At 46.0% G+C, this 13,483-nt stretch carries 16 protein-coding genes; 10 read left to right on the top strand and 6 right to left on the bottom strand.

Features of this window, described 5'->3' with window-relative positions; all coding sequences use genetic code 11:
• From OGH69_RS03270 to OGH69_RS03260, 3 genes are read left to right on the top strand one after another with little or no spacing between them, the layout of a single operon-like run.
• The gene (locus OGH69_RS03270; protein WP_265173007.1) at positions 1 to 300 is read left to right on the top strand and encodes a hypothetical protein; all 300 of its coding nucleotides are present in this window, start codon (positions 1 to 3) and stop codon (positions 298 to 300) included.
• Entirely contained in the window at positions 301 to 1,956 is a 1,656-nt protein-coding gene (gene menD, locus OGH69_RS03265) for a 2-succinyl-5-enolpyruvyl-6-hydroxy-3-cyclohexene-1-carboxylic-acid synthase (protein WP_265173006.1), read from the top strand. It begins immediately after the preceding gene.
• 51 nt (positions 1,957 to 2,007) lie between these two features.
• Positions 2,008 to 2,841, top strand: coding sequence for a CvfB family protein (locus tag OGH69_RS03260; protein ID WP_265173005.1), 834 nt, complete (start codon positions 2,008 to 2,010; stop codon positions 2,839 to 2,841).
• A gap of 377 nt (positions 2,842 to 3,218) precedes the next feature.
• Here OGH69_RS03260 and OGH69_RS18250 read toward each other — a convergent pair whose 3' ends face one another.
• From OGH69_RS18250 to OGH69_RS03240, 5 genes are all read right to left on the bottom strand, one after another.
• Positions 3,219 to 3,518, bottom strand: a complete 300-nt coding sequence (locus OGH69_RS18250) for a type II toxin-antitoxin system RelE/ParE family toxin (protein ID WP_372339327.1) — start codon at positions 3,516 to 3,518, stop codon at positions 3,219 to 3,221.
• A complete protein-coding gene (locus OGH69_RS03255) occupies positions 3,485 to 3,793 on the bottom strand; it encodes a hypothetical protein (protein ID WP_265173004.1) in 309 nt (102 codons plus the stop codon). Before OGH69_RS03255 ends, OGH69_RS18250 begins: the two co-directional genes overlap by 34 nt.
• Before the next feature lie 35 nt (positions 3,794 to 3,828).
• A complete protein-coding gene (locus OGH69_RS03250) occupies positions 3,829 to 4,116 on the bottom strand; it encodes a type II toxin-antitoxin system RelE/ParE family toxin (RefSeq protein ID WP_265173003.1) in 288 nt (95 codons plus the stop codon).
• The gene (locus OGH69_RS03245) at positions 4,104 to 4,397 is read right to left on the bottom strand and encodes a hypothetical protein (RefSeq protein ID WP_265173002.1); all 294 of its coding nucleotides are present in this window, start codon (positions 4,395 to 4,397) and stop codon (positions 4,104 to 4,106) included. The genes OGH69_RS03250 and OGH69_RS03245 overlap by 13 nt, the downstream gene beginning before the upstream one ends.
• Before the next feature lie 93 nt (positions 4,398 to 4,490).
• On the bottom strand, positions 4,491 to 5,234 hold the full coding sequence (locus OGH69_RS03240) for an SDR family oxidoreductase (RefSeq protein WP_265173001.1): 744 nt from the start codon (positions 5,232 to 5,234) through the stop codon (positions 4,491 to 4,493).
• Between the two features lie 109 nt (positions 5,235 to 5,343).
• On the opposite strand from OGH69_RS03240, the gene OGH69_RS03235 reads away from it, so the two are divergent.
• Complete coding sequence (locus tag OGH69_RS03235; RefSeq protein ID WP_265173000.1) at positions 5,344 to 5,685, top strand: winged helix-turn-helix transcriptional regulator; 342 nt, start codon at positions 5,344 to 5,346, stop codon at positions 5,683 to 5,685.
• 200 nt (positions 5,686 to 5,885) lie between these two features.
• Positions 5,886 to 6,908 (top strand): LLM class flavin-dependent oxidoreductase, encoded by a 1,023-nt coding sequence (locus tag OGH69_RS03230; RefSeq protein ID WP_265172999.1) that lies wholly within the window; start codon positions 5,886 to 5,888, stop codon positions 6,906 to 6,908.
• Between the two features lie 59 nt (positions 6,909 to 6,967).
• Here the strand turns inward: OGH69_RS03230 and OGH69_RS03225 are convergent, their stop codons facing one another.
• A complete protein-coding gene (locus tag OGH69_RS03225) occupies positions 6,968 to 8,146 on the bottom strand; it encodes a serine hydrolase domain-containing protein (protein WP_265172998.1) in 1,179 nt (392 codons plus the stop codon).
• A gap of 225 nt (positions 8,147 to 8,371) precedes the next feature.
• Between OGH69_RS03225 and OGH69_RS03220 the strand changes: the two genes are divergently transcribed.
• The 5 genes from OGH69_RS03220 to OGH69_RS03200 all read left to right on the top strand — a co-directional run bounded on the left by OGH69_RS03220 (position 8,372) and on the right by OGH69_RS03200 (position 13,162).
• On the top strand, positions 8,372 to 9,214 hold the full coding sequence (locus tag OGH69_RS03220) for a 1,4-dihydroxy-2-naphthoyl-CoA synthase (RefSeq protein ID WP_265172997.1): 843 nt from the start codon (positions 8,372 to 8,374) through the stop codon (positions 9,212 to 9,214).
• A 101-nt stretch (positions 9,215 to 9,315) separates the two neighbouring features.
• Positions 9,316 to 9,843: a PH domain-containing protein gene (locus OGH69_RS03215; protein WP_265172996.1), complete on the top strand. Its 528-nt coding sequence runs from the start codon at positions 9,316 to 9,318 to the stop codon at positions 9,841 to 9,843.
• Positions 9,833 to 11,338 carry a PH domain-containing protein gene (locus OGH69_RS03210; protein WP_265172995.1) on the top strand — a complete coding sequence of 502 codons (1,506 nt, stop codon included), beginning with the start codon at positions 9,833 to 9,835 and terminating at the stop codon, positions 11,336 to 11,338. Before OGH69_RS03215 ends, OGH69_RS03210 begins: the two co-directional genes overlap by 11 nt.
• A gap of 135 nt (positions 11,339 to 11,473) precedes the next feature.
• Positions 11,474 to 12,376 (top strand): 1,4-dihydroxy-2-naphthoate octaprenyltransferase, encoded by a 903-nt coding sequence (menA, locus tag OGH69_RS03205; protein ID WP_265172994.1) that lies wholly within the window; start codon positions 11,474 to 11,476, stop codon positions 12,374 to 12,376.
• A gap of 108 nt (positions 12,377 to 12,484) precedes the next feature.
• Positions 12,485 to 13,162 (top strand): metal-dependent hydrolase, encoded by a 678-nt coding sequence (locus OGH69_RS03200; RefSeq protein WP_265172993.1) that lies wholly within the window; start codon positions 12,485 to 12,487, stop codon positions 13,160 to 13,162.
• Positions 13,163 to 13,483: the final 321 nt, after the last annotated feature.

Genomic DNA, 13,483 nt, shown 5'->3' with positions numbered 1-13,483 from the left:
ATGGGCGGGAATAACAATTTTCCCCACATCCTCACGGCATCCTCTACGCTGCTGGGGCTTTGCTTCGTGGTGCTTACGTCTATGCACGTAACCAACTCGAGGGAGGCTTCCCTTATCGATGAGTTTACTGCCGGGGCTATCATCATGTTCATGGCCAGCAGTATCTTATCGTATCTTTCCATGCGCAGCAGCCGGGAGGCAACACCGAAGTATGAGAAGGTAGCCGATGTGGTTTTCCTTACCGGCCTCATCTCCCTGTTTGTAACTACAATGCTCATTGCATTTAACGTAATCAATTAAATGACCTACCCTAAAATACCTTTGGCTCAAAGTATTATCGAAATATGCCTTGCTAAAGGAGTCGGCCATATCGTTATCTCTCCCGGTTCGCGCAACGCACCGCTAACCATTGGCTTTGCCAACCATCCCGGCTTTACCTGCTACAGCATTGCCGACGAACGATGCGCCGCATTTTTTGCCATGGGCATTGCACAGCAGATCAAAAAGCCGGTGGCGGTAGTATGTACGTCGGGATCGGCATTGCTGAATTATTACCCGGCAGTCGCCGAAGCATTTTACAGCCAGATACCGCTGGTGGTCATTTCTGCCGACAGGCCGCACGACAAGATTGACATCGGCGACGGCCAGACCATACGCCAGGAAAATGTGTATGCCAACCACATACTTTACAATGCCAACCTGCTCGAGCAAGCGTCACAGGAAAATGACAGGTTAATTAACGAGGCCATCAACACGGCTGTATCGCAAAAAGGCCCCGTACACATCAACGCGCCGTTTGAAGAGCCGTTGTATGAAACGGTGAACGAACTTTCGGTTACGCCAAACGTAACCGAAGCCGCTGAGGAACTGCCTGTACAGGAAGATTTGGCACCTTTCATCGGGAAATGGAATGCTGCTAAAAAGAAACTGGTATTGGTAGGCGTGAATGACCCCAATACGATTGACAGGGCTATCATTGAGCAATTGGCGAACGACCCGTCGGTAGTTGTGATGACCGAAACCCCGGCCAACCTACACCATGAAAAGTTTTTAGGCAGCATTGATACGATAATAACACCGTTTACCCACGACGATTTTGAGGCGTGGCGACCGGACATACTCCTGACATTTGGGGGCATGGTGGTGTCGAAACGCGTGAAGGCCTGGCTCCGCAAATACGCTCCCGCAGAGCACTGGCACATCGATACCTTCAGGGCGTATGATACTTTTGGCGCGCTGACAAAGCATTTTGTGGCTGATGCCAATGTATTCCTTAATGATTTACTACCGAAAACACAGCCAATTGAAAGCGATTACAATCAAAAAGCGCAGGAATTAAAGGCCTTTCGTAAAGTAAAGCACGATGCTTATTTGGCGAAAGTACCGTTCTCCGACCTGAAGGCGTTCGACACGATATTGCCTGCATTGCCACAAAATTCGCAACTGCAGATAAGCAACAGCGCGTCAATTCGGTACGCACAGCTGTTTGAAATGCGTGGCGATGTTGAAGTATTCTGTAATCGTGGCACGAGCGGGATAGATGGCAGTACGTCGACAGCTGTGGGCGCGGCATTAGGCAGCGGAAAAGAAACCGTACTGATCACCGGCGACGTGAGCTTTTTATACGACAGCAACGCATTATGGAACAACTACATTCCGAAGGATTTTAAGATCATTGTTATCAATAACGGCGGGGGAGGTATCTTCAGGATATTGCCCGGCCATTCGGAGAATGCAGTATTCAACACCTATTTTGAAACGGCACACCACCTTACGGCAGAGCATCTGGCAAAAATGTATGGGTTTGGATACCAGTCGGCATCAGACGAAGAAAGCCTGAAAGATGCCCTACCATCCTTCATGGAAAGATCAGGGCAACCCAAGATATTGGAAGTCTTTACGCCTATGCGGGAGAATGACGGGGTGTTGCTGGGGTATTTTAGGGAGTTGGTTTAGTTAATCAATCCTGATAGTTTCTTCGTACCTTTACACCTTCAAATTACAACCATGATCCAGATAGGAAAATACAATACGCTGAAGATAGCGCGCGATACCAAAGTAGGCCTTTACCTGACCGATGGCACGGAAGACATACTGCTGCCCAATAAATATGTACCCAAAGAATTTGAGGTAGGGCAGGAGCTTATCGTGTTCGTTTACCTCGACCATGAGGAACGCAAAGTGGCTACCACGCTGGAACCCTACATATTGCTGAATGAGTTTGCATTGCTTCGTGTAAACTATGTAAACAAGTTCGGTGCTTTCCTGGATTGGGGGTTGGAGAAGGACCTCTTCGTGCCTTTCCGTGAGCAGGCAAGGCCGATGGAAAAAGGCAAGCGCTACCTTGTATTCATGTACATTGACCATGAAACGCAACGGCTTGCAGCCACCAGCAAGATCAACCAGTTTTTGGACAACAGCGAACTTACCGTTGCCGAAGGCGACGAGGTGAACCTGATCGTATCGCACATTACCGAAAAAGGAATCAATGTGATCATCAACGAGCTGTACAAGGGACTGGTATATAAGAACGAGGTATATGACGACCTTCGCACCGGCGACAGGATCACAGGCTACATCAAAACCATACGCCCTGACAATAAGATCGATGTTACGCTTCGCCAGCAGGGAGCTGCTGCCATTGAGCCGGATGCCGAAACGGTGCTTGACGAGCTGCGTGCCAGCCGGGGGTTCCTGCGCCTCAATGACGACAGCCACCCGGAAGACATCAAGACCGTGCTGAAGATGAGCAAGAAAAGCTTTAAGAAAGCCATCGGCGCGCTCTACAAGCAAAAGCTTATCGAAATAAAAGAAGACGGTATTTATTTGGTCAAGGAATAGTTTGGAGTTGAAAAGGTTGCAGAGCAGGCCGGATTCCCCCTTGAAAATTGGTTAATACACAATAATATGAAATTCACTAAAAAGTTCCTTTACGGGATCACAATTGCTTATTGCATTGGAACTGTTTTACTGATTCTTGTAATGACAGACCTTTTTCAGGAAAACCCTTTCCAAAAACGGTACATTTTACTATGGATACTCCTTATCGTAAACACCTTTCTGATAGCAAAAAGATGGCAGGCGTTCTGCAAATCTTCGCGTTCGGAATAAATACGGTAAAAATCAATATGCTACTAATTGGTAGAGTACTAAAAGTTAAAATTGTGAGCAGGGTGTGTTGATAAAGGATATTTAAATACAACAATAATCTTTTCCGATCAGCGGGAAAGTTTTTTTGGGTTTTGGTGTGTCGGAAATACTTTCAGGATCAGTATTTTATCTTCGAGTATTTGATAAACGATTTTGTAATTCCATTTTGGGATAAATCGTACCGAAGGATTAAAATAACTCTTTTCCAAGGGATATTTTTCTGAAAACAGATTAGCTGTTTCGGCCAGTTCCAAAAGCTGTTGATATACCATAGCGGCGTTTTGGGGACTCTCTTCGAAAATAAACAGGAAAATATCCTCTAAGCTTTTGATGGCTACAGGATGCCATTCAACCGGTCTTGTACCCATTTATCCATTCTTGCTTTAACTTCGCTATGCGGTATTGTTTTTTCATTGCTATTGATTATTCCCTCAATATCCGCTACATATTCTTTCCTTGTCATTGGCTTGCCGTCTACAGTATAAGCTACAATGTCCTCATCGGATTCTATCCCATACGTAACAGCGGGCTCAGCGGCGGCAGATTGATTATTAATAATATCCTGAATGTCAAGCAGCATTCCCAGATCATCCGTTTCCTCAATGCGGCGTATAATCTTTTCTTTCAGTTTATCGATGTCCATGGCGTATATTTTTTACTAAGTTACGAAATAAGATCCTACTTTAGTTTCTTAGGATTTTGGCGGGAATCGAAAATGTTGTAAATCCTGAAAACATCACCAGTGAATGTATAGATCACTTTGAAATGCCGTACGATTGCCCGTCGCTGTCCGTTGTTTAAAAATTCTTCATTTTGATATTGCGAAGCGAAAATGATGCTTTCAGCTTCTGAAATGATTTCCAAAACGATCTTGTCGGCAACAACCACCCCCGCTTTTTCAGCATAAAACCTCCAAATTTTGTTAAGTGAATTGACCGACCGTTTTGACCAGTTTACTTTTTCCAAGAGGCTACAATTTTTTTAACTTCATCGGTCGTGTAAAAATCTCCCTCTTCAAATTCTTTTTCGGCAGCCTCAATATCTGCCATGTATTCCGCCCGTGTCATTGGCTTGCCGTCTACCGTATAAGCTGCAATGTCCTCATCGGATTCTATCCCATACGCGACAGCGGGCTCAGCGGCGGCAGATTGATTATTAATAATATCCTGAATGTCAAGCAGCATTCCCAAATCATCCGTTTCCTCAATGCGGCGTATGATCTTTTCTTTCAGTTTATCGATGTCCATGGCGTATATTTTTTTACTAAGCTACAAAATTAGTTCAAATAAAATAGCCGGAAGACATTTTATCTTCCGGCTATTACCTTCATTATAATGCAATTACTTCCTGCTATAGGTAAGGTAGCCCCCATCAACGGCAATGTCCGCACCACTGATGAAGCTTGCAGCATCCGAAGCCAGGAACAACACGGTATTTGCAATCTCATCGGCTGTACCCAGGCGGTTAAAGGCAGTCGCTGCGGCCAGGTTGGTTTTAGCATCGCTATCAGCTACCGAATCCAGCCCCGGTGTTTGTATCGGGCCCGGACTCACGATGTTCACGCGTATTTTTCTTCCGGCCAGCTCGTTTGCCGCAATCTCAGCAATCTTGTTCAATGCTCCTTTAGTTGCTGAATATACGCTTGTGCCTATACCCGCCGATGTCGCCACTACAGACGACGTGAATATTACCGATGCGCCATCGGCCAGGTGTGGCAATAGCTTTTGCAACGTAAAGAAATGCCCTTTTACATTGGTGTTGAACTGCGCATCAAAGTCGGCTTCAGTAACCTGCTCAATCGGTCCAAAAGTCGCAATGGCAGCATTCAGGTAAAGTACATCCAGTTTGTTGCCGCTTTCTGTCACCGCTTTTTCCAGTGCGGCAATGCCTTCTGAATTGGAGGTATCTGATACGAGGGTTTTCAGGTTGGGGCTGTTGATCTCTTCGGCGGCTTTTTGCAGGTTGGCAATGCTTCTTCCTGTGATGAGCACATTGGCACCGGCGTTTATAAATGCTTTGGCGGTAGCGAAACCAATTCCTGTGGTACCGCCGGTTATGACTACATTTTTGTTTACTAAACTCATTTTACTATTAGGTTTTAATTTTATTACACAGCAAAATTAGTACAGGTTAATTAATTATTGTAACTTTGTTACTAAAAGTAACAGTAACTTTTGAGTAACAAGGTAACTTATGACAGAGAACGTATGCCATAAAAAAGAGATCATGGCGATACATGATACGATGGATGTGCTGGGAGGGAAGTGGAAGATATCCATCATATCGACCATGTGTTATTATAACCAAAGGAGGTTTTCGGACATCCTTAACGACCTGAACGGCATTTCAAACAAGCAGCTCAGCAAGGAGCTCAAAGAGTTGGAGCAGAACAAGCTCATTAAACGCACGGTTTTGGATACACAGCCGGTATCGGTACACTACAACCTGACAGAGTATGGCTGGTCATTGCGAAGCCTCATTAACGACCTTGCAGCCTGGGGAGTGAAGCACCGCCGGGTAATTATTGGGGAGTAATGAGTTTTTAGTTACAGTCTACTATTTAACCACATAGATACATAGCATTTATAGGTTGTAATGAGTTACACAGAGCTGAAGCTTCGCTTCACTATGTTTCGCTGGATCTGCTTTAGGGATTTAAAAAGCTATAAAACCTATGTTACTATGTGGTTAAATGAATTTTTATACTGTTGAATTATAAATCAGAAAGGAAACCTATGAAAAAAATAGGATTTTTATCGTTTGGCCATTGGGCAGAGCATCCTTCCTACCAAACACGTACGGCTGCCGATACGCTGCTACAGTCCATCGACCTGGCTGTAGCCGCCGAAGAGATCGGCATTGACGGCGCTTACTTCCGTGTACACCATTTTGCACGGCAGCTGGCATCGCCTTTTCCGCTGCTTTCGGCCATTGGCGCTAAAACAAAGCAGATAGAGATTGGCACGGGTGTGATTGACATGAGGTATGAAAATCCGCTGTACATGGTGGAAGATGCCGGTGCGGCCGACTTAATATCAGAAGGGCGTTTACAACTGGGTATCAGCCGCGGATCGCCGGAGCAGGTGATCGAAGGCTGGCGCTATTTTGGCTACGAACCCGACGAAGGTGAAAACGATGCCGACATGGGCCGTAAAAAGGCGTTGGAATTTTTGGAAAGGCTGAAAGGCGAAGGGTTTGCACAGCCCAATCCGTATCCAATGTTCCCCAACCCGCCGGGATTGCTAAGGCTGGAACCACATTCCGAAGGCCTGAGGGACAGGATATGGTGGGGAGCGGCATCGAACGCTACCGCAGTGTGGGCCGCGGAGAACGGGATGCATTTGCAAAGCTCGACCCTGAAGTTTGACGAGAGTGGAAAGCCGTTCCACATCCAGCAGGCGGAACAGATACGCCTGTATAAGGAAGCCTGGAAAAAGGCAGGCCATACCCGTGAGCCAAGGGTTTCGGTAAGCCGTTCGATATTTGCTTTGGTCAACGACCAGGACAGGTTCTATTTTGGGCAGCAGGGCAAGGCGGCGGATAGTTTTGGTTATATCGAAAGCGATAAGCGTGCGATATTTGGCAAGAGCTATGCTGCGGAGCCGGATAAGCTCATTAAAGAGCTTGCGGAAGACGAGGCCATTAAGGAAGCCGACACATTGCTGTTGACCATCCCTAATACCTTGGGTGTGGACTACAATGTACACGTGCTTTCGGCTATTTTGGAACACGTTGCCCCTGAGTTGGGGTGGCGTTAAGTACTGCTTGTGTTATAAACCAAACCGCCTGAAAAATGACTTTCAGGCGGTTTGTTGTTTTATTCAGGAGCATCGTCTTTGTCTTCCTTTATCGGGTACTTACCAAAGAGGGGCGACAGTTTCCAAGTTTTATAAGGCTTGTAGGAGAATTTGTTGGACAGCGCGATCATGGTTACAGTATCCTGCTTTAAGGTTACGTAGGATGAAGTATTGCCATGCCACCATCCGTTGTGGTAAAATACTTTTTCTCCGGTTTCCCATTCGTGCAGGCGTATGCCCAAGCCATAATTCTTCACGCCCTTGTGCTCATAGCTATAGCCCTGGAATACCTGTTTTTTCAGCTTCGGGTCGATGAATTTATCCGAGTAGGTGGCGAGGTCGAATTTCAGGAGGTCGCGTGGGGTGGAGTAGATGTTTTTATCGCCATATACATCGTCAAGAAAATCGAAGCCATACAGCACTCCGTTGCCTTTGTAGGACAGGCTTACTTTGTCCTTATCTTTTTCATAGTCAAAAACAAAGGTGTTCTTCATGTCCAGCGGGTCGAAGATCATCTTTTTCATAGCGTCCCTGTAGTTCATTTCGGTTACCTTTTCAATGATCAGGGCGAGGATGGCATAGTTGGTATTGCAATACCCGAATTTTTTATCAGGCTTAAAATACAGGTTGAATTTATGCTGTGCCAGCAGGTTGAGTATGTCCTGGTTGTGGAGCATGCTGCGGTCCCAAATCGCGCGGTCATCGCTGAAGTAGGCATAATTTGGAAGGCCGCTGCGGTGGTTGAGCAGCATTTTTACCGTGATCTCTTCATACGGGAACTCTGGCAAAATGCTGTTAACTTTCTGGTCGAGTTCCAGTTGCTTCCCGTCAACCAGCTTTAGTACAAGTGCGGCGGTAAGCACTTTACTTACCGAGGCAATGTGTATGGGCGTATCGGCAGTGATCTCTGTTTTATCTTTCCTATTGGATAGCCCGCCGTAAGTTTCAAAAAGTACCTTACCGTTCTTGGCAATCAGGAAACCACCGCTCAGGTCGTCCTTAGGCCAGTTTTTGTTGTAAAAATGTTCTATTTTGTTACCTTTTTGTTTGATGTATTTATCGCTAAGGGCATTAAAATCAACATGAAAAGGCGAAACGATTTCTATAGGGGTATTTTCGGCAATGTGCTTGTCTTCCTTTTTGCATGAAGACAATAGCAGCAAAGGCAATATATATAGTGAAGGTCGTAAAAATCTCATTTTCTAAAAGCGTCAAATCGCAAATATAGGCAATCAAAGTATTTTGAAGCGTCTTTTTTGTCAAGGTTAACAGTTAAAAACAGCAATAATTCCTCGCGGGAGGGATAAAGTTTTGAAATCAAATTATTTATGGCTGCAATGTTTCCCCGACGCACGAATCGCCATTGGAATTTTTATTGACGAATGCAAAAAATGCCTTATTTTTACGGGAAATAACTATTTCTGATGAACAAGATAAACTGGAAAACCGTAAAGGAATTTGAAGATATAACCTATAAAAAGTGTAACGGTGTAGCCCGTATCGCTTTCAACAGGCCGGATGTGCGCAATGCCTTCCGTCCGAGGACCACAGCCGAGCTTTTCGAAGCATTCATTGATGCACGTGAAGATACCTCTATAGGTGTGGTGCTGCTTTCTGCCGAAGGGCCATCGTCTAAAGATGGTGTATATTCTTTCTGTAGCGGGGGCGACCAAAAGGCACGCGGCCAGCAGGGCTATGTGGGCGATGACGGCATGCACAGGCTCAATATCCTCGAGGTGCAAAGGCTTATCCGTTTTATGCCGAAGGTGGTTATTGCCGTGGTTCCCGGTTGGGCCGTGGGAGGTGGGCACAGCCTGCACGTGGTGTGCGATCTTACCCTTGCCAGCAAGGAACACGCCATCTTCAAGCAAACCGATGCCGACGTGACCAGTTTTGATGGCGGGTACGGCTCTGCTTACCTTGCCAAGATGGTAGGGCAGAAGAGGGCACGCGAGATATTCTTCCTGGGGCGCAATTACTCAGCACAGGATGCTTATGAAATGGGAATGGTCAATGCCGTTATACCCCACGCCGAACTTGAAGACACCGCCTACGAATGGGCACAGGAAATACTGGCCAAGTCGCCGACATCCATCAAGATGCTCAAATTCGCCTTTAACCTTACCGACGACGGCATGGTGGGCCAGCAGGTATTTGCCGGTGAAGCTACCCGCCTTACCTATATGACCGAAGAAGCCAAAGAAGGCCGTGATGCGTTTCTTGAAAAGAGGAAGCCTAACTTTAAGGATGTAAAATGGATACCGTAAAAAGTTCCGGGTTTTGGGTTTTGAGTTCCGGGTTGCCTTTTAGTACCCTGAATTCGCCGCGCCAAACCCTGAACCCTAAACTCCAAACCCTTAACTGAATAATGGAAGATTTTACAAACGAAACCATAGACACCGCTTCGTTGCCACGCTTTGAGGATGTGGAGCTTACGCCTTTACAGCCCTCATATATCAACGTTATACGTTTGAATATCGGCATCACTTTTGGGATCATTGCCATGGTATGCGGTGCGGGTTTCTACTTTATTGAAGAATTGCAGCCGTACTGGCTCTATGTTGCCATTGCCTATACTGCCATATTGCTGCTCACGATAGTCATTGCCACGGTACGCTTCAGGAATAGCGGCTTTGCATTCCGTAAGCACGATGTGATATACCGTAGCGGTGCCATAGCGCTGACCACAACGATAATCCCTTATAACCGTGTGCAGCACGTGGCTATCGAAGAAGGCTGGCTTTCGCGGAGGCTGGGCCTTGCCGAGGTGGATATTTTCACAGCAGGCGGACAAAAGAGCGACATCCAGATACCGGGGATAGACAAAGACCAGGCCGAACGCATCAAGCAATTGCTGATGGGCAAGATCCTAAAAGAGGAAGCCGATGAACAATGATTTCAGCCGCCCGCAAAGGCAGTCGCTCGTTGGGGTAGTGGTAATGTTTGGCAATACCCTGCAAAAGATGGCTCGCGCGCTTTGGCCGATATTGCTTGGGATGCTCTTCAAGTTCCAGGAGATAAATAAGCTTTACCTGCTTATCGGCTCGGGGGTGTTTTTCGTTTTCATAGCGGTCATTGCCTACTTGAAATACCTGAATTTCACCTTTTACCTTGACGAGGAGAACCAGGAATTCATTGTAAAAGACGGTATCATCAACAAAAGCAGGCTGGCTATCCCATTAGACAAGATACAGCAGGTGAACATTAACCAATCCCTTGTGCAAAGGCTCATTGGGGTTCATGCTCTGGAAGTAGATACCGCAGGAACCGGTAAGCAGGAAGTTTCGATAAAGGCAATACCGCACGATTTGGCAATTGCACTCAAAGCCCGCCTTCATACAGGCAGCGTTTTAAAGAGAGATTTTACCGAAGAGACGCAGATGCACGATGCTGTGGACAAGAGGCAGTCGTTTATTGAAATTAGCCTGCTTAGTCTCTTGAAAGCAGGAGTCACATCGAATTACGCACGTACATTTGCGCTGTTGCTGGCATTTGTCATTACCACATCGCAGCACATTGACGAGTTTTTAGAATACTCCGGGTATGATTTTTCGGTTGATGAATACATTACCGCCGAGATGGTGCTTAAGTTCCTTACTTTCATAATTGTGGGGGTTATGGCGCTGATATTGGTCGTTAACCTGGCCCGCACAATCATCAAATTCTTTGGCTATCGCATTACAAAACAGGACGGTTCGTTGTTACTGTCGTACGGCCTCATCAATACCAAAAGCACCATTCTAAAGCCTGAAAAAGTACAGATTGTAAGGGTCACTCGCAACTTCTTCCAAAAGAAGCTCAACATACGCGACCTGCACATCCGCCAGGCCAGCAATATGGAGGCCAGCGCCAAGGAACAGAAAAAAACGGCCATAGAAATACCCGGCTGTGACGAACGGGAAAAGGACATACTCCTGCAATTCATCTTTGGCGGGATACCCGAGAAAGGCGTTATGCTCAAGCCCAATTTCAGGAAGATGATCTTCCCTGCGTTTTTCTGGCTGGTCCTTCCGTTGAGCGTTTACTTTTGGTCGGCATATAAATACGAGCCGGAGTTATATAACATCATCCTTATAATTCCGGTATATGCGCTGTTTGTCATGGCTGTCATTTATTTCGGGTTCAGGAACAGCAGGCTTTTCGTAAACGATGATTTCATCATAAAGCAGGGCGGGGCATGGGACATTGACAACGATTTCCTCGAGCCGCACAAGATACATACCGTTTCACTCACGCAGTATTTCTGGCAAAAAGGTTCGGATGTAGGCATCGTTTCGCTGCACACCGCCGGGGGAACCATCTCTTTCGGACTGGCCAATTATACCCGCCTGAAGCAGCTGGCCAATTACTGGCTGTACCAGGTGGAGACAACGGAGAAGCACTGGATGTAAGGCCATTTCAGATTTTTGATTTCAGATTTCAGATTGGCCACGATTAAACATAGACTTTTTTGATATTAGATTTTTGGATTATCAGAGGTACAAATAACCAAATCCACGAATCCACAAATAAACAGATTTTAAAGAATGTCAAACATAAAAGCATGGCTGCAGGCCGCACGTTTAAGGACACTGCCGCTGTCGGTTTCAGGGATATTGGTGGGGAGCTTTTATGCCTACTCACAGGATTTCATCAATTGGGGCATACTGAGTTTTGCATTGGTAACAACGTTGGGGCTTCAGGTTTTATCCAATTTTGCCAATGACTACGGCGATGGCGTAAAAGGCACCGATAACGAGAACCGCATCGGGCCGCAGCGCGCCATACAAAGCGGGGCCATTACCGTAAGCGCCATGAAAAAAGGCATCATCATTACGTCACTGCTCACACTGGCTGCCGCTGTAATTTTGATTTACCTGTCCTTTGGAAAGGAAAATTTTACCTACTCCCTGTTTTTTTTCTTTTTGGGGCTGGCCGCCATTGCCGCCGCCATTAAGTATACAGTAGGCAGCTCCGCATACGGCTACAGGGGATTGGGCGATGTATTCGTATTCATCTTCTTCGGACTTGTAAGCGTCATAGGCTGCTACTTTTTGTTTGCCAAAGAAGTCGACACCCTTGTGATACTCCCTGCCATTTCCATAGGGCTGCTAAGCGTTGCGGTGCTTAACCTGAACAACATGCGCGACCAGGTTTCGGATGCGCTATCGGGCAAAAACACGCTGGTAGTGCAAATGGGTGCCAAGAACGCTAAGGTGTACCATTTCGCAGTCATCATCACGGCATTGAGCCTAACGCTCGCCTTTGCCATCCTCAGCAATTTCAGTCCGGTACAGTATTTATTCTTACTTTCGTATGTACCGTTCGTCCTGCATTTGAGGACTGTAGCGAAAAATACCGTGCCGCGCGACCTGGACCCGGAACTGAAAAAGGTAGCGTTGGGTACATTTTTCCTGTCGGTGCTGCTTTGTATAGTACTGCAGTTTTAAAAGAAGTTTATTTGTTGATGCGTTGATTTGGTTATTTGCCAAAGACGTTACCAACGACCAACAAATAACCGAATCAATTTATAAACATATCAACAAATAAACTAAAAAATGAAAATTACCTATTACGGCCACGCCAGCCTCGGGATTGAGGTAGGGGGCAAAAACATCATCGTAGACCCGTACATTTCGGCCAATGAACTGGCTTCGCACATCGACATCATGCAGCTGAAAGCGGATTACATACTGATCACCCACGCCCACGGCGACCACATTCTGGATGTAGAGGCTATTGCAAACAATACAGGCGCAACGATAGTTTCCAATGCCGAGATTGCCGGATATTACGAACAGAAAGGTTTTAATACGCACCCGATGAACCACGGCGGCAGCTGGCAGTTCGACTTCGGGAAAGTGAAGTATGTGAATGCAGTGCACTCAAGCTCATTTCCGGATGGGACTTATGGCGGCAACCAGGGCGGTTTCGTGATTGAGGGCGAACACAAGAATATTTACATTGCCGGCGATACGGCGCTTACTTACGACATGAAGCTGATACCGTTGCGCACCAAACTCGACCTTGCCATATTGCCTATCGGTTCCAACTTTACCATGGATGTTGAGGATGCCATCATTGCTTCCGATTTTGTGGAGTGCGACAAAGTGCTTGGCTATCACTACGATACTTTCGGATATATCAAGATCAACCATGAGGAAGCCATCAGGAAATTTTTCAACAAAGGCAAAGACCTGATGCTAATCGCTATTGGAGAAGACATAGAATTATAATTTTCAACTTTTAATTGTGTCATCAAAAAGCATACTTCTAGCCCATCTCAAGACTATCATTTACGCACAAATATTTGAGAACTGAAATTAATTCCCTAACGGGAAAAACCGATCATAACGTCATTATTTCTACCGAAATTTAATCCCTACGGGATAATATAGGTGCTGATATTTCCCGTTAGGGAATTAATTTTGGTAGCAAAGTTTACGCCGGACGTTATTTTCCCGTAGGGAATTAATTTCGGTGGAGATGTGTCCGAACAATAGTCTTGAGAGAATTTAGGAGTGTGTTGATTTTTAATAATCAGTGCCCCAAACTCA

The organism is Flavobacterium sp. MFBS3-15 (assembly GCF_026107645.2).
Taxonomy (GTDB): Bacteria; Bacteroidota; Bacteroidia; order Flavobacteriales; family Flavobacteriaceae; genus Flavobacterium.
This window is presented reverse-complemented; position numbering and strand designations above follow the sequence as displayed.